The sequence below is a fragment of the Streptococcus taonis genome (assembly GCF_029948085.1).
Taxonomy (GTDB): domain Bacteria; phylum Bacillota; class Bacilli; order Lactobacillales; family Streptococcaceae; genus Streptococcus; species Streptococcus taonis.
This window is the reverse complement of the sequence record NZ_JARZZP010000004.1, coordinates 1-24481: the sequence shown is the minus strand read 5'-3', so window position 1 is coordinate 24481 and position 24481 is coordinate 1. Positions and strand designations below refer to the sequence as shown.

Genomic DNA, 24481 nt, shown 5'->3' with positions numbered 1-24481 from the left:
CCTAAAAAAACATGATATAATACTATTAGAAAGGTTGGTGTTTATGGCTAGAATACTTATCGTTGAAGATAATAATGAGATTCAAGAAATTTTGAGAACTCTTCTTTCTGAGGAGCATGAGGTGATTCAGGCTTTTTCTGGTACTGAAGGAATGATACGATTTGAACAAGGTGACATTGATCTAATCTTGTTAGATATTATGCTTCCAGGAAAAAATGGCGATCAGGTTTTAAAAGCCATTAGACAAGATAGTTCAGTTCCTGTCATCATGCTAACTGCCCTAAGCGATAAAAAGCTCATCAGCCAATATCTCTTAGATGGTGCTAATGATTATATTGTAAAGCCCTTTGATTTGGATGAAGTTTTTGCCAGGGTTACGGTACAATTACGTCAAAAAAGTGACAAGCAAGCAGCTGAAATCGAACATCCAGACAAGTTGATTCAACAGTTAAAAAATATTCAATTTGATGCAGACAGTTTTGAAATCAAAAATAGCCAGGAAACTATTCGCCTAGCTAAGAAAGAATGTTTGATACTCCAAACCTTGCTGAGACATCCTAAGAAGATTTTTACGAAAGAAGAACTTTATGAATTGGTTTGGGAGGACACTTATTTACCAGGCGACAATACTCTCAACACTCATTTAAGTAATCTCCGTAAAAAACTAAGCCAACTGGATCCAGAGCAAGAGTATATTGAGACTATCTGGGGAGTTGGTGTTCGGTTTAAAGGAGATGAGCAATGATCTACATTTTACTATCTTTGCTACTGATAGTCATTATCGTATTGATAATATGGTTGATTCGTTATCATTTAGCACTCGTGAACTTAAGCCAACAAATCGAAGACAAGATTCATACTGGAAGTATGAAGAGAATAGGAGTGTCAACCTTCTCTAAGGATTTTTTACATCTTTACCAGCAAATCAATCATCTTTTTCAAGAAGTTGAGCAGTCACGCTTGATTATGAAGCGTGAAAAGCAGACCTTGGATATGGCTATCAGCAATATTGCCCATGATATTCGGACGCCTTTAACGATTGCGTCAGGTTATACTCAGCAATTGCTTAAAACAGAAAATCCTGAGTCTGAGAGTTTGAGAAAAATTGCTCATCATCTCAATCAAGTTTCAAAACGCCTAGAGGCTCTTTTGGACTATCGTCGGTTAATGGAAGGAGCAGTGAAACCTAACTTATCTGAGTTAGAAGTTTCAGCTTTTATAACTCAAAAATTACTGACCTATTATGATTCTTTTCAAACGGCAAAGATTAACCTTGATTTGCAAGTAGAACCTGGTTTGTATTTACTGACAGATTCAGATTTATTAGACCGTATGTTACAAAATCTGCTTGGCAATGTTCTAAAACATGGTAAAGATGAAGCGAGATTTTCTTTGAAGGAAGTGGACAATCACATATGTTTGGAAATTGCTAATCTGGTCAAACAACCCATTCGCAAAATTGAAAATCTCAGTCAGCGATTTTACTCTGAAAATCTCTCAGATACAGAAGAATCCTCTGGTTTAGGTCTTTATATTACTGAAGAACTATCCCATCTCCTTGGAGCAGAACTACAACTAAGTACAGACGGTGCTTGGTTTACAGTTAAGATACTCTTTTAAAACAAGAAACCTCCTCTTTTTGAACAGAGGAGGTCATTTTTATAAGCTTTTCTTTTTGAAAACAGCAAGTCCACTGATGGTAAAGAATAGAATAACAGTCACTGTAACGATAATGGTGTATAGAACAGCTTGACTATAGGCAGTCATGGCATAGGCAACATTTAAGGATAAATGGCGTAAAATCTCAATATCTGGGAATATAAGCATCGGCATTGAAAGCAAGATAGAACTGATTAAATAGCCAATGAAAACAGCCAGATAAGAATGAGTCACATAGAGAATGAAGGAAATAATGGAAAGCCAAGCAAGAAGGCAGAGGAATTGAAGACCAATCGTTAGAAGGAGATTGCCAATAAATCCTTCTGGCATGGTTCCTACTCCGTTTAGGATAGTTGCTGGTACGAAAGCAATAACTAGGCTAATAAGAATTTGCATTAGAGCGATACTGGCTAATACAACAGATTTGGCTAGAAAGAATTCTGTACGAGAAACCCCTACTGTCAAACTGTTTTTATAGAGTTTTCCGATAAGGTCAACTCCCAGAACGAGGCAAGCAAGGATAATACAGAGAAAAACGAGGTTTGAACCTTGACTCGATGCGTTAATCAGGGCTTGCACACCATTCCAACCTTGGGTTGGAATTTCTGATTCTGGGGGCGTTGTATTAACTGACATTAGATGTCCTGTAGCCCCAATAGTAGCTCCCATTAACATGAGTGCAAAGAGAACAATCTCTGTAATCCAAAAACCTTTGGAACGGAAAAGACGGTAAAAGTCTGCTTGAATTGTATGAATCATGATCTTCCTCCTATTTTACTAATTGTGTGAAGTATTCTTCAAGATTTTGACGAGCATAGTAAATCTCATCAACAGCGACATCTGCTAGAGTAAGTTCTTTGAGAATTCGTTTGACATCTTGTTCATGACTAAAAATATGAATCTCATTATCTGAATTAACGACCTTAAACTCAAGACGCACTTTGTCTTTTAAGATTTGACTAGCTTTTTCTTTTTCACTTGTTTTCAGAACGATATAGTCTTCATTAAGTGTCTCAAATTCGGCCTTACTGATTTCTCGAATGATCTTCCCTTGGTCAAGGATTCCAAATCGATTGGCAACGAGATAGAGTTCTGACAAGATATGACTAGAGATGAGAATGGTCATTCCTAGTTCTTGATTCAGACGTTGAATCATTTGACGAAACTCTTTGATACCGATTGGGTCAAGTCCATTGATGGGTTCATCAAGGATGAGAAAGTCTGGTTTTGATAGGAGAGCAATAGCAATGCCCAGACGTTGTTTCATCCCAAGAGAGAAATCTCGAAAAACTTTTCTACCTGTATCTGATAACCCTACATATTTTAACGTTTCCTGAATGACTTGATCAGCATTTGGGATATGTCGAATAGTACAATAATATTTAAGATTTTGATAGGCTGTTAAATGATTGTGTGCTACTGGGGATTCAATGACTGAACCTACTCGGGATAGGGCTTTGGTGCATTCCTTATAACCTTGACTGGAAAAGAGGGAAATGGTTCCATAGTCAGCAGATAATAATTGGGTAATGATTTTAATCAGAGTAGTTTTACCAGCACCATTCTTTCCGATAAGCCCATAGATATCTCCTTCTTTTACTGAGAGATTAAGATCTTGTAGAATAGGTTGTTTGCCAAATTGTTTGGACAAGCCATGGATTTCGAGGACTGTTTTCATAGTTTTCTCCTTTAGCCTTTAAGATGTTTTATTTTTATAATTCTAGTATAAAGCATAGATATCAAAGAATCGTCAAGCATTTCTAAAGAGTTTCTAAAGTTTTTAAGTTTCTAAAAAATAAAAAGCCCAGTTGGCTAGAAATGCTAGTTGACTGGGCTTATTTTCTACAAAATATATTTCTCAATAGCGCGTGCAACACCGTCTTCTTCATTGCTAGCAGTTACGGCATCCGCGAGAGATTTGACATAGTCGCTAGCATTTCCCATGGCAATCCCAAGCCCTGCAAATTCTAACATCTCAATATCGTTGTTGGCATCACCCATGGCCATGATTTCAGAAGCTTGGATATCCAAAATCTCTGCCAAACGAGAAAGAGCAGAAGCTTTTGTGGTACCGAGTGGCATTGCTTCATAGATAACTGGTTGTGAACGAACTCCGCTAAATCTCTGACAAAGTTCATCAGCAAATCGTTGTTCAAAATCATCTGTTTGTTCTTTTGTACCTAAGAACATGCCTTGGAACATACGGTACTTACCACTAGTAGCTTCTTCCAGTGAGATTTCAGTCAGATCAGCAAAGACGAGTGTCGCATCGTATTTTACGACAGGATTTGGTTCGCCTCCGAGAACGAAGTAGTGTTCCTCGTCAAAGAGAGTCAATTGAACCTCACTTTTTTCTGCAAGTTCATTTAGGTATTCAATGTCTGATTTGCTAAGTTCTCGCCAGTCAACAAGGCCCCAGTCACTAGTTTGGTGGGTAGAACAACCATTGTTGACGATGACGTATTCATTCTGCAAATCTAGTCCTAGTTTCTTGTAGTAGGGAAGAACCCCAAAGAGAGGACGACCAGTACAGAGAACCAGTTTGACGCCTTTTTCGATAGCCTTATGAATGGCATCAATATGAGCCTGAGGAATTTCTTTGGCTTCGTTGAGCAGAGTTCCGTCCATATCAAGGGCAAGTAGTTTAATCATAGTAGTTCCTTTTCACGTGTTTTGTCTATATTATAGCATAATTTAGTGGAAATAAGGATTACTATGTCAATTTAGGACGTTTCAATTACAATTCATGATTGGAAGAAGCTTTTTGGCAAATATATGCTATACTAAATTTGCAATATACTGATAATGGATAAAAAAGCAGAGGACTTGGCATGAAAAAAAGAGTAGTACAGATTTTACTAGCCTTATTGGTAATCATTTATAGGAAGACTTGGTTTTGGTGGATTTTTAATCACTTTTCAGCTAGATTTGTAGTTGCTAGTCGAGAGTATTTCTTGATTCTTGCTTTTTTAGAGCTCATCGTTACTTTTATAGCTATTCTTTATTTACTAGTATTCGAAGGTAGGAAAATTCTTGAGTTGAAGTGGAAATGGAGATATCCAGTTTATTTGCTTCTTGCTTATGGAGTCAATCATCTTTCAGGTATTGTGTTTTCCTTTTTAACCCCAGCCACGTCCAATCAAATGGCTTTAAATGAAATGATTGAGATGACAGGGCGACAAGAGTTGCTGTATTTTTTGCTTATTACTTGTCTGCTAGGACCAATTTCAGAAGAATTGGTTTACCGAGGAGTTCTGATGAATACATTTTTTAAAGATTCACCTTGGTATGGAGATGTTTTACTATCAGCCTGTGTCTTTGGCTATGTGCATGTTGCTGATGGTATAACACCGCTCGCCTTTTTCACCTATGCAAGTGGTGGAGCAATTTATGCATTCCTCTACCGAAAAACTCATTCTCTCTATTATCCTATTTTGCTCCATATCATGATTAACATTACAGCATTTTGGGAATTATGGATTCTCGTATTTTCAGGAAGCTAGTGCTTATCAATCAATGCCGGAAATTTCCGGTATTTTACTTTTTATCAGTAGTTTAAGAACTCTCTATTTATAGGATTAGCAGTCAAAAAATGGTATAATGAAAGGTAATGAAAAAACAGACGAGGCTGAGATGAAACTACTTTATACCGATATTCGGACTTCTTTGACAGAAATCCTGACCAAGGAGGCTCAAGGACTGGTTGCCCAAGGCAAACGAGTCTTTTACATAGCTCCTAACTCTCTTTCTTTTGAAAAGGAACGTGCCGTGCTGGAGTGCTTGAGTCAGCAGGCTTCTTTTGCGATCACAGTCACGCGCTTCGCTCAGATGGCTCGTTATCTGGTTTTAAACGATATACCCGCGAAGTCAAGTCTCGATGATATTGGTCTGGGTATGGTTTTTTATAAATGTTTATCTGAGATAGACGCTAAGGATTTGCGTGTTTACGGGGCTATTAAGCAAGATCCGCAATTCATCCAACAACTGATTGAGATTTATCATGAAATGACAACTGCGAAGATGAGCTTTTTGGATTTAGAAAGTCTATCTGACGCTGATAAACGTTCTGATTTACTCTTGATTTTTGAAAAGGTAACAGCTTATCTGAATCAAGGTCAAGTTTCACAAGGGAGTCAATTATCATATCTGATCAATGCTATCGAAGAAAATAAAGTAAGTAGTGATTTTAGTCAGATTGCCCTAGTCATAGATAGTTTTACCCGTTTCTCTTCAGAAGAAGAACACCTAGTGGATTTGTTGCACCGTAAGGGTGTTGAGATTGTCATTGGTATATATGCGTCTAAGAGAGCCTATACTAGCCCTTTTAGTGAAGGCAACATCTATCAAGCCAGTGTTGAGTTTCTACGTCATTTGGCCTTTAAATATCAGACCAAGGCAGAGAATGCATGTCGAGAGCATGAGAAACTTGATGCCTTCGCCAAAGCCTCAAGACTACTCGAAAGTGCTTATGATTATTCCGAAATTAGTTTAGATGTGAATGACGAAGATAGAAAAGACTTGCAAATCTGGTCTTGTCTGACCCAAAAAGAAGAGTTGGAGTTAGTTGCTCGTAGTATTCGTCAGAAATTGCACCAAGAGCCAGAACTTAGCTATAAGAATTTTCGTATCTTACTCGGAGATGTAGAGTCTTATAAACTGTCTCTGCAGACAATTTTTAATCAATATCAAATTCCTTTTTATCTAGGTAAGAGTGAGTCTATGGCTCATCATCCATTAACGCAATTTGTAGAATCCATCGGACGTTTGAAACGATACAATTTCCGTCAAGAAGATTTGATTAATCTCTTACGCACTGGCTTGTATACTGACCTTAGTCAAGAGGAAATCGATAGCTTTGAGCAATATCTTCGTTATCTAGGTATTGATGGTCTTTCTAGTTTTAAACAAGAATTCACAAAAAATCATCATGGGAAATTTGATTTAGAAAAATTAAATAAGCTTCGTGTTCGTGTTCTAAATCCACTAGAAACTTTATTATCTAGTCGTAAGCAAAAAGCTGAGAATCTTCTTGCAAGATGGAGCAACTTTTTGAAAGATGCTTATTTGACCAAGCAATTACAAACCTTATCTGCAACGATGGAAGTAGCAGAGCAAGAAAGACAAGAGGAGGTCTGGAAAGCATTTTGCCACGTAATGGAGCAATTTGCAACTGTATTTGAAGGTTCTCAGGTCAATTTGGATGATTTCTTAGCTCTTCTTCATTCAGGTATGAGCTTGTCCAATTATCGTACAATTCCAGCAACAGTCGATACTGTCCTGGTTCAGAGTTATGATTTGATTGCACCCTTGACAGCTGATTACATCTATGCAATTGGTTTAACTCAAGATCATTTGCCCAAAATTGTTCAAAACACCAGTTTGTTGAGCGATGAAGAAAGAGAATCCTTGAATCAAATGACTCAAGAAGGTTCTCAATTACTGATTGCAAGTCAAGAAAACCTCAAGAAGAATCGCTATACTATGCTTTCGTTGGTCAACTCTGCTAGGAAGCAATTGGTCTTATCAGCGCCAAGCTTACTCAATGAAAACGAGAGTAAAGAGTCAGTTTATCTGAAAGAATTGCAGGACTTTGGTTTTAGCAAGATTGAAAAGAGAATTGATCGAAAAAATCTATCGAAAGATGACATTGGTTCTTATCACAGTCTTTTGTCTAGTCTGGTTGCCTATCATCAGCAAGGTGAGAGTGAGACAAGCGACCAAGACTTAACCTTTGTCAAGGTTTTAGTTCGTGTGATGGGGAAAAAGTTGGAAGACAAAGGTTTAGAAAATCCCGTCCTACCAACAAGTCCGAAAAGCAAGGCCTTAGCTAATGATACACTGGAAGCTTTATATCCACAGGAACAAGATTTCTATCTATCTACTTCTGGATTAACAGAATTTTACCGTAATGAATACAGTTACTATCTCCGTTATGTTCTAGGTTTGCAGGAAGAATTGCGTCTCCGTCCTGATGCAAGAAGTCATGGGAATTTCTTGCATCGTATCTTTGAGCGGGCATTGAAAATGCCGAGCGATGAATCCTTTGATCGTCGTTTAGAACAAGCTATCTCTGAAACCAGTCAAGAACGTGAGTTTCAAGCTATTTATCAGGAGAGTTTGGAGGCTCAATTTACTAAGGAAGTTCTCTTAGATGTCGCACGCGCTACAGGACACATTCTTCGACATAATGCGGATGTTGAAACGATTCAGGAAGAGGCAGTCTTTGGTGGCAAGGAACAAGCCTTTATTCAGCTAGATAATGGACGAAATGTCTATGTCCGTGGTAAGGTTGACCGAATTGACCGTCTAAAATCAGATGGAGCTATCGGTGTTGTAGATTATAAGTCTTCTTTGACTCAGTTCAAGTTCCCTATGTTTTATAATGGTCTTAACTCGCAATTACCAACCTATCTAGCTGCCCTCAAGCAAGAAGGGAATACGGATTTCTTTGGAGCTATGTACCTAGAAATGGCTGAACCAATTCAGTCATTGCAAACTGCAAAAACTCTTTCAAAGGCAGTAGCAGAAACCAATAAGACTATGAAATACCAAGGCCTCTTTCTTGAAAAAGAGATAAAAAAACTTGGAGAGTTTTACAATAAAAATAAGACTTATCAGTTGTCAGATGAGGAATTCCAGTTATTGTTAGACTATAATGCCCTTCTCTACAAAAAAGCGGCAGAGAAGATTTTATCTGGTGAATTTGCGATCAACCCTTATACAGAAAACGGTAGAAGCATTGCACCATATGTTCAACAATATCAAGCTATTACAGGTTTTGAAGCCAATTACCATCTAGATCAGGCGAGATTTTTAGAGAAAGTTGCCAAGAGCAATGCCAAGGAAGCTTGGTTTAATAAAATCAGAGAGGAGTTGGAGCGATGAAATTTTTAACCCAAGAAGAGATTGCAGCCTTACAAGTAGCAGAAGCTCAGTCTAACAAGAAACCTAAGAAAACAGCTGAACAAATTCAAGCTATTTATAGCTCTGGTCAAAATATTCTGGTCTCAGCTTCAGCTGGTTCAGGGAAAACCTTTGTTATGGCTGAACGAATTCTTGACCAACTAGCGCGTGGAGTAGAAATTCGCCAACTCTTTATCTCAACCTTTACAGTCAAGGCAGCAACTGAGTTAAAAGAACGCTTGGAAAAGAAAATCAGCCAACAAATCCAAGAGACACAAGATTTGGAAATAAAAAAACACCTTGGCAGACAGTTAGCTGATTTACCCAATGCTGCGATTGGGACCATGGACTCTTTTACCCAAAAATTCCTGACCAAGCATGGTTATCTCCTTGACCTCTCTCCAAATTTTCGCATTCTTCAGAATGAAAGTGAGCAGCTTCTCTTAAAAAATGAGGTTTTTCGACAAGTTTTTGAACATCACTACCAAGGCAAGGATAAAGATAATTTTAGTCGATTGGTCAAGAACTTTGCAGGTAGAAGCAAAGACGCGCGTGGACTGCGTAAACAGGTCTATATGATTTATGACTTTTTGCAATCCACTAGTAATCCTCAGGCTTGGCTACAGGAATCTTTCCTAAAAGGTTTTGAAAAGGCTGATTTTACGGTTGCTAAAGAAACCCTTGCAGAGGATATAAAAGAAAGACTTTGGGATTTAGAAAGCTTTTTCCGTTATCATTTGGATAATGATGCCAAGGAATTTGGCAAAGCAGCTTATTTAGAATCTGTCCAACAAGTTCTAGATGAAATCGGAGCTTTAACCAACGAATCAACTTTTAATCAATATCAAGAAGTTTTAGACCGAGTTGTTAGTATCTCTAAGGATAAGGGAGGTCGTGCTCTTACAAATGCCAGTCGTAAGGCCGAACTGCAAGACTTGAAAGAAACCTACAACCAAGAGAGAAAAGCAAAAATTGAAAAGTTGATTGCACTAAATGATCAAATCACTTTATTGAAATTTCAAGAAGATTATCATCAAGATTCTTGGGACTTGGCAAAGACATTCCAAGTCTTCATGAGAGATTTTGTTGATGCCTATCGACAACGAAAACGCGAAGAGAATGCTTTCGAATTTGCGGATATTAGCCATTACACCATTGAGATATTGGAAAACTTCCCTCAGGTTCGTCGAGAATACCAGGAACGCTTCCACGAAGTCATGGTCGATGAGTACCAAGATACCAACCATATCCAGGAAAGAATGTTAGAACTTCTCTCTAACGGGCATAACCGTTTTATGGTAGGAGATATTAAGCAGTCTATTTATCGTTTTAGACAGGCAGATCCCCAAATCTTCAACGAAAAATTTCATAGATTTACTCAGGAAAGTGAAGAAGGTCAGCTAATTCTGCTTAAGGAAAATTTCCGGAGCAGTTCAGAAGTTCTAGATGCTACTAATGATGTCTTTAAACATCTTATGGACGAGGAAGTTGGAGAGATTTCTTATGATGGTATGCACCAGCTTGTTTTTGGGAATTCTGATATTCAAGTAAATCCTGAAAACAAGGCAGAACTTCTCTTGTACGATAAGGATGATGATAGCGATTCTGATGATGAGGAGGAACTTGCAAGCAACAAATTAACTGGTGAAATGCGCATGGTGCTTAAGGAGATACTGCTTCTCCACAATGATAAAGGTGTCCCTTTCAAGGATATGGCTCTCTTAACTGCCAGCAGAAGTCGCAATGACCAGGTCCTACTTGCCTTGTCTGAGTATGGTATTCCAGTTAAGACAGATGGCGCACAATCAAACTATTTGCAATCCCTAGAAGTCCAGGTGCTGTTGGATACTCTTCGTGTCATCCACAACCCTCTTCAAGATTTCGCTTTAGTGGCTTTAATGAAGTCTCCGATGTTTAGCTTTGATGAGGATGAATTAGCTCGTCTAGCTCTTCAAAAATCCGAGGATAAGGTTCAAGAAAACTTTTATGAGAAACTAGTCAATGCTCAGAAGAAAATTGGTCTTCAAAAGGATTTAATCAAAGCTGAATTACAAAAGAAACTAAACTTTTTCATGGAAACAATCCAGGCATGGCGCTTGTATTCCAAAACGCACTCACTTTATGATCTCATTTGGAAAATCTACAGCGACCGCTTTTACTATGACTATGTCGGTGCGTTGCCAAATGGTCAAGCCAGACAGGCAAATCTCTACGCCCTTGCTCTAAGAGCAGATCAGTTTGAAAAGAGTAATTTCAAGGGATTATCTCGCTTTATTCGAATGATAGATCAGATCTTGGAAGCCCAGCATGATCTTGCCAATGTGGCTGTGGCACCACCTAAGGATGCTGTAGAACTTATGAGTATTCATAAAAGTAAGGGCCTAGAGTTTCCTTATGTCTTTATCCTTAACATTGATCAGCAATTCAACAAGCAAGATTCCATGTCTGAGGTCATCCTAAGTCGAAGAAATGGCCTTGGTCTCAAGTATGTTGCTAGAGTTGCTACAGATGCCAAAGAGGAATACGTTCCATCTACGATTAAATTATCTATCCCTAGCTTGACCTATACGCAAAACGAAGAAGAACTTCAGTTAGCAAGTTATTCTGAACTCATGCGTTTGCTTTATGTAGCCATGACACGTGCTGAGAAAAAATTATATTTAGTTGGAAAAGGATCTCGTGAAAAATTAGAAGCCAAAGAATATCCGACAAATGGGCAAGGTCTTTTGACTCGAGAAACTAGACTAGACGCTACTAATTTCCAAGATTGGATTTGGGCCATTTATCAAGCATTTTCTAAGGAGGATTTGCATTTCACTGTGCGCTTTGAGGGTGAAGAAGACCTAACCCAAGAAGCTATCGGAGAATTGGAAAATAAAAGCCAGCTCCAAGACCAATCCCAAGCAGACAACCGTCAATCTGATGCCATCAAGGAAGCTTTACAAATGCTGAAAGAAGTGGAAGTCTATAACCAAATCCACCGTGCAGCAATCAATCTTCCAAGTGTACAAACTCCAAGTCAGATTAAGAAGTTGTATGAACCAGTTATGGATATGGAAGGTGTAGTAGTAGCTGGTCAAAGTCAACTAAAAGAAAGCACTGTTCAATTCAATCTTCCTGATTTCTCTAAAACTAAGAAAGTTACTGGTGCTGAGATTGGTAGTGCTACCCATGAACTCATGCAGAGAATTAATCTAGCTAAGAAACCCACTTTAGAGACTTTAACAGAGGCTTTAGAGCAAGTTCAAGTAAGCTCGGATGTCAAATCCAAAATCAATCTAGTAAAGATTTTGTCTTTCTTTGATACAGCTCTAGGTCAAGAGATTCTTGCAAATCAAGATAAACTCTATCGAGAACAACCTTTCTCAATGTTAAAAAGAGACGAGAAAAGCCAAGAAAACTTTGTTGTCCGTGGAATTTTAGATGGTTATCTAGTTTATGAGGATAAAATTGTTCTCTTTGACTACAAGACAGACCGTTATGAGCATGCTAGTCAGCTTGTTGAACGCTATCGAGGACAATTAGATCTCTATGCAGAGGCTCTATCTCGCTCTTATCAGATAGAAACAGTTGAGAAATATTTGATTCTACTTGGTAAAGACCAAGTAGAAGTCGTTAAACTATAAAAAGAAAGGAGGCATCATGTCCATTCCTGTTAGAAAAAACTTATATGATGCAGTTTTAGAGGCCTCTAAAGCCGATACTTGGGAACAAGCTACCAAAGAATGGAGTGAAGTTTCCTTGATTTTTAATGGAATCGGTCGGAGTAATTGTGTCTGTGGCAATGCTATTAAGTATGCTTATGAACTTTTTAACGGTGTTACCGGCAAACGTCTCTTTCCCATTGGGAGTGACTGTGTTCGCCATTTCCAAAGAATTAGCCTAGATCAACAGCTAGAAGAGGAGGAAAAACTTCTCAGAAAGCTTGAAAATCTGACCAGAAAAGTCCAGAAAAAAGAAGTCATTCGAGTAAATAAAACAGATTTTGATGAGCGACTGATCAACTGGCTATGGAAAAAGGGAGCTTTTAAGTCAAATCGAGGTAATCAATTCTCACCAGAAAAGGATTATCACCTCTTTTTGGAGGTATTTCAAGGTGGAAGTTGGACTAAGGCAGAGCCTTTGAAGAAAGCTCGTATGGAAGAAGTCCTTGAGAAATTTATCAAACCCTTTCTACTTGGAAAATCTGACGATCAACTCTATCTTGTTAAACTGGGAAAAGAAAAAATTGACTATGAGCAAGAACTTCGCATCAAAGCTGAAAAGGAACGAAAGAAGCGAGACAAGATTGCTAAACAATATGCGGATAACCTGGTTCTAGCAATGGGACCAGCTGAACGTGCCTATCAGGATTACTTTGGATTGAGCGAAACACTGACACTAGAGGAGCGCCAGTGGGAAAAGATTCTCTTCGGTAAAAATCGGACAGAACGTTCTATAAAATCAAAACAGTACCAAAGAGAACTTGAAAAGGATCAACGAATTGCTAGTCAAGACCCTCTTGAAAGAAAACAAAAGCAAGTCTGGTTGCTTAACTCGTTTTTTAAGGATATACCCGAAGAAAAAGCTCGATTTTCTAGACTTTTAACCATATATCGAAAAACTGGAGAAATCCCATTTTCAAGAGAATACCTCTCTAATCATCTATTTGATTTTTTCTACAAAATGAAGGCTTTTGAGTTTGAAATAGCACCCGACAAAGTACGCGATTTTTTAAAGGAGTCTTTAAAGGCAGAGAACCTATCGTCCGCTCAAAAATCTTGGATAGAAGGCATTTTAACCAACTGCATCAAACCTTTTTTAGAAAGAATGATAATATAGCAGTAGTTTTCGTTCTGCATGGAGAGACTCATTATTGTTAAAATTATGTCTCAAAGTAATTTTACATAATTTATTTTATGTACAAATCTCAAAATATTTGTATCAACATTAAAAAAATAGAAAGAAACTATGTCAAAAGAAATCGATATCGAATATTATCACCAACTAGCCTTGCAAAAACAAAAAGAGCATCGGAAGTTTTTAGGAAATCTGAAAAAGAAAGCACCTAAAAATTTGGATAAAATTGCCCTTGAAATCCATCAAGAAGTTTTTACTGAAATTGATTGTACAGCCTGCGCTAACTGTTGCAAGAGTCTTGGTCCAGACTTCAAAGAAGCAGATATCACACGTATCGCAAAATACTTTAAAATGAAATTGCCAGCCTTTGAAGCTGAGTTTTTGCAAGTAGATGAAGACGGTGATAAAGTCTTTAAGTCAATGCCTTGTCCCTTCTTAGGAGGCGATAATCTTTGTTCCATCTACGACGTCCGTCCCAAAGCTTGTCGTGAATTTCCACATACTGACCGTAAGAAGATTTACCAAATCAATAATCTTACTATTAAAAATACCTTAACTTGTCCAGCAGCCTATCTCTTTGTAGAAAGATTAAGAGAGAAAATAGACTAAGTACTCTCATTGTATGATAAGATTCATCCTCAAATACAGTTGCTATTTGAGGATTTTTGTATATTTATTTTTATCTGAAAATTCAAACTAAATTTTATCATTAGGTGATAAGCACTTTTTAAGCTTAAAGTTTTTTAAACTTTTTCTTAAAGAAAACTGATATAAGGTATTTTTAAGCGATGTTCTGTATAGTTATACCATCATCAAAGAAAGAGGTATCGATATGAACTACATAGTCATTTCAGCTTATCAACCAGATAATAAACTTATCAAACTCATCGAAAAAATTCACGAAAAGAGTGATTTTCATATCTTAGTCATAGACGACGGCAGTTCATCAGAGTGCCAAAAAATCTTTGATAAAGCAAAACAATTTGCTACTGTCATTCGTCACCAGGTGAACCAAGGTAAAGGGCAGGCTCTAAAAACAGCCTTTACTTATATCCAAGAACAAAACATTTATGGTACGGTTGTCACAGCAGATGCGGATGGACAGCACAAGGTATGGGATATTTTCCGAACGGCTAATAAAGCTTCCGAAAATCCAAACAAGCTAATCTTGGGTGTACGTGCCTTTTCTGGAAAAGTTCCCCTTCGTAGCCGTTTTGGTAACAGCTTAACCAAAGCTCTCTTTAAGCTTCAAACAGGAGTAGGAGTAACAGATACGCAGACAGGTCTTCGTGCTTTTACTACAAACTTGATACCGTTTATGCTTAAGATTGAAGGCCAACGTTACGAATATGAAATGAATATGTTGCTCGAAGCAACAAAAGAATACGAGATTCTAGAAGTACCTATTGAAACTGTCTATATCAACGATAATGAGGCTTCACACTTCCGTCCAATCCAAGATGGGCTCATGATTTATAAAAATATCTTTAAATTTGCCTTATCATCTCTTAGTAGCTTTGTTGTAGACTATGTCGTTTACGCTCTAGCAATCTTGATTTTACCGACAGTTCCGACGAGTCTACGAATCTTTCTAGCAAACGGAGTCGCTCGTGTGACTAGCTCTATTTTCAACTATTCTACAAATAAGAAACTAGTCTTTAAAAATGACGATAGCCTTGTGAAAACAGGGATGGGATACTTTGGTCTAGCAGTTGGACTCTTTGTCTTAGACACGCTACTGATTCGTCTCTTCTTTACAGTCTTTGGTATCAACCTTCTGATTGCTAAAGTTATCGTCGGCATCCTTCTCTTCGCTGTTTCTTGGACAGTTCAGAAGAAATTCATCTTTAAAGAAAGGACATCAACTGTATTATGAAATTTTTAAAGAAACGCTATGCTTACGCCTCAGTTCTTGGCCTACTCTTGACAGGATCCTTTAGTTACTCAATGCTAAAGACCTTTGTCCTCGCTGAAACTATCTCGACAGTTGCCACAACTAGCACAAGTTCCAATGCTGCAGCAGCAAGTCAAGCTGCTAAAACAGCTACTGTCACTGACTCTAGTTATAAAGATGACAATATTTCTGTCAATTTGTCTGAAACGACGGTCAATAATACCCAAGTCTACGTTGCTGATATTACTCTGAGCTCATCAGATTATCTGAAAACTGCCTTTGCTCAAAATGCCTACGGAACTAACGTAACTGCAAAAACCTCTGTTACCGCAGCTGACAACAATGCTATTTTAGCGGTAAATGGGGACTACTATGGAGCAAACTCTACAGGCTATGTTATCCGTAATGGAGTTGTTTATCGTGATACTGTTCGTGAAGATTCTAGTAATGGGGACTTAGCTATTTATAAAGACGGCTCTTTCAAGGTTATTTACGAAGATCAGATCTCAGCTGAGCAACTAGTAAATGACGGTGTCGTCAATCTCTTGGCTTTTGGACCAGCCTTGGTCGAAAATGGTGAAATTGCAGTTGATACCAATACAGAAGTAGGACAGGCCATGGCTTCAAATCCTCGTACAGCTATTGGTATTATTGATGAAAACCACTATATCATCGTGGTTTCAGATGGACGTACCTCTGAAAGTGAAGGTCTATCTCTTTATCAGCTAGCTGAGGTCATGAAATCTTATGGAGCAAAAACAGCCTACAACCTTGATGGTGGTGGATCATCTACACTTTACTTCAACGGTCAGGTTATCAATAAACCAACGACTGGTGGAAACAAAATTTCAGAAAGGGCGGTGAGTGACATTGTCTACATTGGTTACTAATTTTAGAAAAAAACGATTAAAAAAAACGGTCATTTCTTATACACTAATCACTATTTTCTTCTTTGCATTTTCTAGAATTTACGAAGCATTCAGCTTTGGAGAAACTTCTGTTCATATGCACTATTTATTTGCAGTACCTCTTATTGGAGGAATTCTACTAGCAATCTTTCTCAAGGTTCTCCCACATTTCTCTCGTATTAGTCTAAATCTATGGAATTCGGCAGTAGCGATTATTACGGCAGGTACACTTTTCCGCGGGATTGTCAATCTTTCTGGACGCTCAACAACCTTGGATGCACCCTACTGGTATGTTGGGATTGGGTTTGCAATACTAGCAATCGTCACTATCTTCATCAATCCAAATCTTTGGAAGAGTACTAGTAAAGTAACTAAAACGAAACGCAAAGAGTTCTATGGTCAGGCATAATGTTATTAAAAAAGTAGTCGTTCAGCTGATGTTCGACTACTTTTTATTTACTTTTATTTCTAAAATATTTTAAAAATATTACAAGTTCTTTTCTTCTGAAAGATACTACTTTTATATTTAACAGAATATTGTATAATAAAATTGATAATTAGCGATTTTAATACAATATTTAGGAAAAACAAATCCCAATCTTGGTATTTACTAGGAGAAAAGAATGAAAAAAATATTGCTGGCAAGTACGGTTGCCCTCTCTATGGCATGTTTTGCAAAAACAACCGTCTATGCCGAGGATTCTCAAGCTACCAATAATATTAAATCATCAGAAAGAACTTCTTCGAATACAGTAGGAAATGAGAAGAAACATCAAAACAAGGCTGAAAAAGCAACCTCTCAAACTCCTGATACCCAGGAACAATCTTCAAAAGAAGCAATAGTAGAAGTAGTTAACAAAGAAGGTTGGCAAAAAGAAAATAACCAATGGCGTTATTATGAGAATAATCAACCAGTTTCGAATTGGAAAAAAATAGCTGGTGTTTGGTACTATTTCAATCAAGATGGTATCATGCTTAGTAGCACTATCTTTAATGATTACCTATTGAATAGTAGTGGTGCTATGGCAGAAAATGCTTGGGTAAAAATTGATGACCAATGGTATTATGCTACTGAGGACGGGAAAGTTACTCGTAATACTTGGAAAAAGATAGCTGGTGTTTGGTACCGATTTGATGAATCTAGCACAATGTTAAGCAATACTATTTATAATGATTATCTTCTCAAGACTAGTGGTGCTATGGCAGAAAATTCTTGGGTAAAAATTGCTGATAAATGGTACTATGCCAATGAAGATGGGAAAATTACTCGTAATAGTTGGAAAAAGATAGCTGGTGTTTGGTACCGATTTGATGAATCTGGCACAATGTTAAGCAATACTATTTATAATGATTATCTTCTCAAAAGTAGTGGTGCTATGGCGGAAAATGCCTGGTTAAAACTTGAGGATAAGTGGTATTATGCTACAGCATCAGGAAAAATTATTCGCGACAAGTGGGAGAAAATCAGTGGTTCATGGTACTATTTTAATAAAGATGGTGACATGCTAAGTAGCCAATGGAAATCTAAATACTATCTAAAAGATAGTGGAGCTATGGCTGATAATGAATGGATCTTTGATAAGAAATATAATAGCTGGTTCTACCTCAAGTCGGATGGCGCCTATGCTGAAAATCAATGGCAGGGTGCTTACTATCTAAAATCTGGTGGCTATATGGCTAAGAATGAATGGATTTTTGATAAGGACTATGACGCTTGGTATTACCTCAAAGAAGATGGGGTTTATGTAACTGGGACTTTCAAAATCAGAGGTAAAGACTATTCTTTCCAAAGTAATGGAAAATGGATTTCTGATCCATCATCTTACTATAAGGTAGTTCCAATTACAGCTTATGTCTACAGTGCTTCTGGTGATAGGCTAAGCTATATCTCACAAGGTAGCATTGTTTCAGTTACGGGAGCAGAAGTTCAAGGTGGTCGACTTCCAGTCAAAATCTCTGGCCTTTCAGGTTATATGAACAAGACTGATCTTGTAGCAGTTAGTTCTGCAAGTGACTTCATTCCTCACTATACTACGGATGGTAAATATCTCTACCATGAGTTATCACCTTATGCTAGTATTCGAGTTGCACCACATAGCTCGGCTATGACCATTGGTAAGAAGTATTATTCAGCTGATGGAGCTAACTTTGACAACTTTACAGTTGAAAATCCTTTCTTATTTAGAGATTTAAGAAAACCAACCAATTACACAGCTGAAGAATTAGATAAAGTCTATTCTCTTATGAATATCAAAGGAAGTCGTCTGGCAGGTAAAGGAGCAATCTTTAAAGAAGCTGAAAAACGTTATCAGATTAACGCTCTCTATCTAATCGCCCATAGTGCCCTAGAAAGTTCATGGGGACGTAGCCAAATCGCTAAGGATAAGAATAACTTCTTCGGTATCGCTGCTTATGATACAACACCATATGATTCAGCAAAAAGCTTTGACGATGTTGATAAGGGTATCTTAGGTGCAGCCAAGTGGATCCGCGAAAATTACATCGATAATGGCAGAACATACCTAGGAAATAAAGGATCAGGTATGAATGTCCTCTATGCTTCAGATCCATATTGGGGAGAAAAAATTGCAAGTATCATGATGAGAATCAATAGTCAGCTAGGCGAAAAAGATTAAAAATCATTAAAATCGATAACGACTGTATGGTAGTTATCGATTTTGCTTATCAAGAGAAACTGGAAAAATGAACTTTATGAAACAGTATTTCGAGAAAACAAATATAAGAGGAATTGATTTACGTGACTTAGGAATTGACGCATACGCTTATGATTATTCAGTAATCCCAGACTTACTTGGTATTCTCAAAGCCAATAATCAAATTATACTAGGTGGAGATGTTTTTTGCTACAAGAATGGCCAACTGACACATACTTATGATAATTGGTATTACGAGAAACAAGATCCAACTATTGATAGCAGTAAATCCATTTTCCAAACAGAAAAGTATATTAGCAACTATGTTAAAAATCATGGTGAACACTATTATTTTTCAATCGTTTTAGACAATGAGGAATTTCATTTGTGACTGATTTACTTAGAAAACATTTTACAATCGGCATTGAATCAAGCGTCAAATACGAGAAATCATGTTATAATAAAAGATAGTGATTTATTTTAGAAAAAGAATATCTATTTAATTTTTGAAACTGGAAAAATAAATACAAATCCAATAAGAGAAAGGAATTTTACAGAATGGTAACTATTCAATGGTTTCCTGGACATATGTCCAAGGCGCGTCGTCAGGTTCAGGAAAATTTAAAATTCGTTGATTTTGTAACAGTTTTAGTCGATGCACGATTGCCCTTGTCTAGTCAAAATCCGATGCTGACGAAAATCATCGGGGATAAACCAAGACTATTGATTTTGAACAAGGCAGACCTAGCAGACCCAGCATTAACAAAAGAGTGGCGTCAATACTTTGAATCACAAGGCATTCAAACATTGGCAATCAATTCTAAAGAGCAAATTACGGTAAAAGTCGTAACGGACTCTGCTAAGAAACTCATGGCAGATAAGATAGCTCGTCAAAAGGAACGTGGGATTCAAATCGAAACCTTACGTACCATGATAATCGGGATTCCAAACGCTGGTAAATCGACGCTAATGAACCGTTTGGCTGGTAAGAAAATTGCTGTAGTTGGTAACAAGCCAGGTGTGACCAAAGGCCAACAATGGCTCAAAACAAATAAGGATTTGGAAATCTTGGATACTCCAGGTATTCTTTGGCCAAAATTTGAAGATGAAACTGTTGCTCTTAAACTTGCTCTTACAGGAGCTATCAAGGATCAGTTGCTTCCAATGGATGAAGTAACGATTTTCGGTCTTAATTACTTTAAATCGCATTATCCTGAAAAACTTCAAGAACGTTTTAAACAGATGAATCTGGACGACGAAGCTCCTGAAATTATCATGGACATGACTCGTATCCTTGGTTTCCGTGATGATTATGATCGCTTTTACAACCTTTTCGTCAAGGAAGTTCGTGATGGAAAACTAGGCAACTATACATTAGATACATTGGAAGACCTCAATGGCAACGATTAAAGAAATAAAAGAAGAATTAGCAAAGATAACTGAACTTGAAAGTCCTCTGTTTAAGGAATTTGAAAAAGATTCTCGTTCAGGTGTACAAAAGGAAATTGAAAAACGTAAGAAATCTATTCAAGCTGAAATTGATGAAAATCTCCGCTTAGAAGCCATGCTTAGCTATGAAAAAGAGTTTTACGCTCAAGGTCTTAGCTTAATTGCAGGTGTAGATGAAGTTGGACGTGGGCCTTTAGCTGGGCCTGTTGTTGCTGCAGCAGTCATTCTTCCCCAAAATTGTAAGATTAAAGGCTTAAATGACAGTAAAAAGATCCCTAAGAGAAAACATGAGGAGATTTTTCAAGCTGTTAAGGACAATGCTCTAGCAATTGGTATTGGAATTATGGACAATCAAGTCATTGATCAAGTCAATATCTATGAAGCAACTAAACTAGCCATGAAAGAAGCTATTTCTCAGCTTGACCCTCAGCCAGAACATCTTTTGATTGATGCTATGAAGTTGGATTTGTCGATTTCTCAGACATCCATCATCAAAGGGGATGCCAACTCCTTATCTATTGCAGCAGCATCTATCGTTGCGAAGGTTACAAGAGATAAGATCATGGCTAACTATGACGAAGAATTTCCAGGTTATGATTTTGCTCAAAATGCTGGCTATGGAACTGCTAAGCATCTAGAAGGAATTGAAAAGCACGGTGTCACACCTATTCATCGCACCAGTTTTGAACCGATTAAAACGATCGTTTCAGAAACTAGTAAAAGATAATTAAAGGAGAGAATTATGGAGGAACAGTCGGAATTACTTAGTTCCAAGAAAGAATTTGCCTTCGCGTCCAGTACAATCTTAGCTCAAGTAGGGCGAGGTATTATTGTTGGATTAGTCGTAGGACTTATTGTTGGGTCATTTCGTTTTTTGATTGAAAAAGGCTTTCATATCGTTCAAGGATTTTATCATGACCAAGAGAATCTGATACGGAATCTATTGATTATTTTATTGTTTTATATCCTCATTTGCTTACTTAGTGCCAAATTAACACGCTCAGAAAAAGATATCAAAGGTTCTGGTATTCCTCAAGTTGAGGCAGAGTTAAAAGGTCTCATGTCTCTCAAATGGTGGAGTGTTCTCTGGAAAAAATACATTTTAGGTATATTAGCAATTGCGAGCGGGCTTATGCTCGGTCGTGAAGGTCCCAGTATTCAGCTAGGTGCCACTGGAGGAAAAGGAATTGCTAAATGGCTCAAGTCTAGCCCTGTTGAGGAGCGTTCTTTGATTGCTAGTGGAGCTGCTGCTGGACTTGCTGCAGCCTTTAATGCACCGATTGCGGGGTTATTATTTGTAGTAGAAGAAGTCTATCACCATTTTTCACGATTCTTTTGGGTTTCTACCTTGGCTGCTAGTCTAGTAGCAAACTTTGTTTCCCTTCTCATCTTTGGCTTAACACCTGTGCTTGATATGCCTGATAATATTCCTCAAATGAGTCTTAGTCAATATTGGATTTATCTGGTTATGGGGATTTTTCTTGGAGTTTCTGGATATCTATATGAGCAAGCCGTTCTTAACGTTGGAAAAGTATATGATTGGATTGGCCAAAAGATTCATCTGGATAAGGCCTATTATCCTATTCTAGCCTTTCTTCTTATCATTCCAGTAGGAGTTTTCCTGCCACAGATACTTGGTGGAGGCAATCAGGTTGTCTTATCCTTAACAGAACAAGATTTTGACTTCCAAATTCTCTTGGCTTACTTTATTATTCGATTTATCTGGAGTATGATCAGTTATGGTAGTGGACTGCCAGGTGGTATTTTCTTGCCAATTTTAGCTTTAGGTTCCTTACTTGGTGCCCTGGTGGGGGTTATTTGTGTCAATCTTGGCCTTGTTACCCAGCAGCAATTTCCTATCTTTGTGATTCTTGGAATGAGTGGTTATTTTGGGGCTATCTCAAAAGCACCTTTGACAGCTATGATACTTGTAACTGAAATGGTTGGTGACATCCGAAATCTCATGCCTTTAGGCATGGTGACTTTAGTTGCCTATATTATCATGGATCTGCTCAAAGGAGCGCCTGTCTATGAAGCCATGCTGGAGAAAATGCTACCTGAATCAGTAACTGATGATGGAGAAGTTACCCTCATTGAAATTCCAGTTTCAGATAAAATAGCAGGGAAACAAGTACATGAACTCAACTTACCACATAATATCCTCATCACAACTCAAGTCCATAATGGCAAGAGCCAAACCGTTAACGGTTCAACCAGAATGTACCTCGGTGATATGATTCACCTAGTTATTCCAAAAAGTGAAATTGGGAAAGTGAAAGATTTATTGTTGTAGGAAAACGAGTTTACATAATTTATGTTATGTCTCGCATATAGTTGGTCTAAAATTAGTAATTAAAATGATAGACCGAGTCATATGAATCAAAACTCGATTCCTAAATAATGGTATCGAGTTTTTATAATTTATTCTAATAAACTTAAACTGTAGAAGCTTTAGAAATTTTTGAAGTCAATAAATTAATGATCAATAATTCACTTAGCGAATCTAGACGTTTTTTAGTATTGTATAGCTTATTTGAACATTCCTAAATATCCTCTATAACATCTTTCCGAAAAACTATAATTTTCTTGAAAAATATATCTGCTTATGCTATACTACTAGTATAGAAAGATTTGGAGAAAAACATGAAACGCGAGATCTTATTAGAGCGTATCGATAAACTTAAACAAGTCATGCCCTGGTACGTTCTAGAATACTATCAATCGAAACTGGCTGTTCCCTATAGTTTTACGACCTTGTACGAATACTTAAAGGAATACGATCGATTTTTTACCTGGGTTTTAAAATCTGGCATATCGAATGCTGACACTATGGCTAATATTCCTTTGGATATTCTTGAGAACATGACCAAGAAAGACATGGAATCTTTTATTCTTTACTTGCGTGAACGTCCTCTGCTCAATGCCAATACGACGAAAAACGGGGTTTCTCAATCAACCATTAACCGTACTTTATCTGCACTGTCTAGTCTTTACAAGTATTTGACAGAGGAAGTTGAAAATGAGCAAGGTGAACCTTATTTCTATCGCAATGTCATGAAGAAGGTTGCTACAAAGAAAAAGAAAGAAACCTTGGCGGCGCGAGCTGAAAATATCAAGCAAAAGCTCTTTTTAGGTGATGAAACAGAGGGATTTTTAAATTATATCGATGAGGAATACCCCAAAACTCTCTCAAATCGCGCCCTATCTTCTTTTAATAAGAATAAAGAGCGAGATTTAGCCATTATAGCCCTTCTTCTTGCCTCTGGTGTTCGTCTCTCTGAGGCAGTAAATCTGGACCTTCGAGACCTTAATCTCAAGATGATGGTCATTGATGTCACTCGAAAAGGTGGAAAACGGGATTCGGTCAATGTTGCTGCCTTTGCTAAGCCTTATCTGGAGCAATATCTCGCTATTCGAGACAAACGTTATAAGACAGAAAAGACTGATACAGCTCTCTTTCTAACTTTATATAGAGGTGTTCCAAACCGTATTGACGCTTCTAGTGTCGAAAAGATGGTGGCAAAGTATTCTGAAGATTTCAAAGTCCGAGTGACACCCCACAAACTACGCCACACACTTGCAACACGTCTCTATGATGCGACCAAATCACAGGTTCTGGTCAGTCACCAGCTAGGACATGCTAGCACACAAGTTACCGACTTGTATACCCATATTGTCAATGATGAGCAAAAGAATGCCTTGGACAGTCTTTGATAATACATAATATAAATTATGTAAAATGTTATCGTAAAAAAGAAGCTGGATAAGTAATCAAGTCACCCAGCAGTTCAAATTAGCAAAAGCCTATAACCTTAAAAAATCACAGAACCGTGATTTTTATTTTGACTCACCCCAAAAATGCGGAACTCATTCTCCTTCATATTTTCTTCTGAAATCTTCCGCAATTGTATCCTGAACAAGGCGTTTTATGTGACGAAGATTATTTTCTTCTGAGAATCTCATAATTTTTTCCGTTAGTTCGTCATCAATTGCATAGGTTCCTTCTTTGATAGAATTAAGCTTATCTACCAAATTATTTGCTTGTTCTTGGATAAATAATCGTTTTTCGTCAAGGTTGGGAATTTGAAAATCACTAAGTATAGTTATTTAGTTTTAAAAAAGCACTCTAATGATTCAAAGATATTGGGGACTTCCCTTAATAAATCTGTCACTTT

Annotated in this window: 20 protein-coding genes; 16 read left to right on the top strand and 4 right to left on the bottom strand. The window is 37.5% G+C overall.

Translation table 11 applies throughout. The features are described 5' to 3' along the window. The first annotated feature begins 43 nt into the window (after positions 1–43). Both QEZ38_RS02625 and QEZ38_RS02620 read left to right on the top strand, forming a co-directional pair. A complete protein-coding gene (locus QEZ38_RS02625) occupies positions 44–745 on the top strand; it encodes a response regulator transcription factor (protein ID WP_153225356.1) in 702 nt (233 codons plus the stop codon). Further along, positions 742–1620, top strand: coding sequence for a sensor histidine kinase (locus QEZ38_RS02620; RefSeq protein WP_281334941.1), 879 nt, complete (start codon positions 742–744; stop codon positions 1618–1620). The genes QEZ38_RS02625 and QEZ38_RS02620 overlap by 4 nt, the downstream gene beginning before the upstream one ends. Before the next feature lie 39 nt (positions 1621–1659). Here the strand turns inward: QEZ38_RS02620 and QEZ38_RS02615 are convergent, their stop codons facing one another. The 3 genes from QEZ38_RS02615 to QEZ38_RS02605 form a co-directional block, all read right to left on the bottom strand. Continuing rightward, a complete protein-coding gene (locus QEZ38_RS02615; RefSeq protein ID WP_281334940.1) occupies positions 1660–2418 on the bottom strand; it encodes an ABC transporter permease in 759 nt (252 codons plus the stop codon). A 10-nt stretch (positions 2419–2428) separates the two neighbouring features. Beyond that, a complete protein-coding gene (locus QEZ38_RS02610) occupies positions 2429–3337 on the bottom strand; it encodes an ATP-binding cassette domain-containing protein (protein ID WP_281334939.1) in 909 nt (302 codons plus the stop codon). Positions 3338–3501: 164 nt separating this feature from the next. After that, entirely contained in the window at positions 3502–4311 is an 810-nt protein-coding gene (locus QEZ38_RS02605; protein ID WP_281334938.1) for a Cof-type HAD-IIB family hydrolase, read from the bottom strand. A 179-nt stretch (positions 4312–4490) separates the two neighbouring features. Here QEZ38_RS02605 and QEZ38_RS02600 point away from each other — a divergent pair, with 179 nt between their 5' ends. The 14 genes from QEZ38_RS02600 to xerS all read left to right on the top strand — a co-directional run bounded on the left by QEZ38_RS02600 (position 4491) and on the right by xerS (position 24020). Then, positions 4491–5162 carry a CPBP family intramembrane glutamic endopeptidase gene (locus tag QEZ38_RS02600; protein WP_281334937.1) on the top strand — a complete coding sequence of 224 codons (672 nt, stop codon included), beginning with the start codon at positions 4491–4493 and terminating at the stop codon, positions 5160–5162. 130 nt (positions 5163–5292) lie between these two features. Continuing rightward, positions 5293–8544 carry an ATP-dependent nuclease subunit B gene (rexB, locus tag QEZ38_RS02595; RefSeq protein WP_281335031.1) on the top strand — a complete coding sequence of 1084 codons (3252 nt, stop codon included), beginning with the start codon at positions 5293–5295 and terminating at the stop codon, positions 8542–8544. Further along, positions 8541–12188, top strand: coding sequence for a helicase-exonuclease AddAB subunit AddA (gene addA / locus QEZ38_RS02590; protein WP_281334936.1), 3648 nt, complete (start codon positions 8541–8543; stop codon positions 12186–12188). The genes rexB and addA overlap by 4 nt, the downstream gene beginning before the upstream one ends. Before the next feature lie 16 nt (positions 12189–12204). Beyond that, positions 12205–13383, top strand: a complete 1179-nt coding sequence (locus tag QEZ38_RS02585; protein WP_281334935.1) for a hypothetical protein — start codon at positions 12205–12207, stop codon at positions 13381–13383. 129 nt (positions 13384–13512) lie between these two features. Next, positions 13513–14010 (top strand): YkgJ family cysteine cluster protein, encoded by a 498-nt coding sequence (locus QEZ38_RS02580; protein WP_049509707.1) that lies wholly within the window; start codon positions 13513–13515, stop codon positions 14008–14010. A 223-nt stretch (positions 14011–14233) separates the two neighbouring features. Next, entirely contained in the window at positions 14234–15277 is a 1044-nt protein-coding gene (locus QEZ38_RS02575) for a glycosyltransferase (protein WP_281334934.1), read from the top strand. Continuing rightward, positions 15274–16185, top strand: coding sequence for a phosphodiester glycosidase family protein (locus tag QEZ38_RS02570; protein ID WP_049526308.1), 912 nt, complete (start codon positions 15274–15276; stop codon positions 16183–16185). Before QEZ38_RS02575 ends, QEZ38_RS02570 begins: the two co-directional genes overlap by 4 nt. Continuing rightward, positions 16166–16612 carry a hypothetical protein gene (locus QEZ38_RS02565; RefSeq protein ID WP_281335030.1) on the top strand — a complete coding sequence of 149 codons (447 nt, stop codon included), beginning with the start codon at positions 16166–16168 and terminating at the stop codon, positions 16610–16612. Before QEZ38_RS02570 ends, QEZ38_RS02565 begins: the two co-directional genes overlap by 20 nt. Positions 16613–16826: 214 nt before the next feature. After that, positions 16827–18839, top strand: coding sequence for a glucosaminidase domain-containing protein (locus QEZ38_RS02560; RefSeq protein WP_281334933.1), 2013 nt, complete (start codon positions 16827–16829; stop codon positions 18837–18839). A 76-nt stretch (positions 18840–18915) separates the two neighbouring features. Beyond that, the gene (gene imm40, locus QEZ38_RS02555) at positions 18916–19248 is read left to right on the top strand and encodes an Imm40 family immunity protein (protein WP_281334932.1); all 333 of its coding nucleotides are present in this window, start codon (positions 18916–18918) and stop codon (positions 19246–19248) included. A gap of 167 nt (positions 19249–19415) precedes the next feature. Next, positions 19416–20267, top strand: coding sequence for a ribosome biogenesis GTPase YlqF (gene ylqF, locus QEZ38_RS02550; RefSeq protein WP_281334931.1), 852 nt, complete (start codon positions 19416–19418; stop codon positions 20265–20267). Further along, entirely contained in the window at positions 20254–21033 is a 780-nt protein-coding gene (locus QEZ38_RS02545) for a ribonuclease HII (RefSeq protein WP_281334930.1), read from the top strand. Before ylqF ends, QEZ38_RS02545 begins: the two co-directional genes overlap by 14 nt. Before the next feature lie 15 nt (positions 21034–21048). Beyond that, a complete protein-coding gene (locus QEZ38_RS02540) occupies positions 21049–22599 on the top strand; it encodes a ClC family H(+)/Cl(-) exchange transporter (RefSeq protein WP_281334929.1) in 1551 nt (516 codons plus the stop codon). 350 nt (positions 22600–22949) lie between these two features. Then, entirely contained in the window at positions 22950–24020 is a 1071-nt protein-coding gene (gene xerS / locus QEZ38_RS02535; RefSeq protein WP_281334928.1) for a tyrosine recombinase XerS, read from the top strand. Between the two features lie 153 nt (positions 24021–24173). Here xerS and QEZ38_RS02530 read toward each other — a convergent pair whose 3' ends face one another. Continuing rightward, on the bottom strand, positions 24174–24338 hold the full coding sequence (locus tag QEZ38_RS02530; protein ID WP_281334927.1) for a hypothetical protein: 165 nt from the start codon (positions 24336–24338) through the stop codon (positions 24174–24176). Positions 24339–24481: the final 143 nt, after the last annotated feature.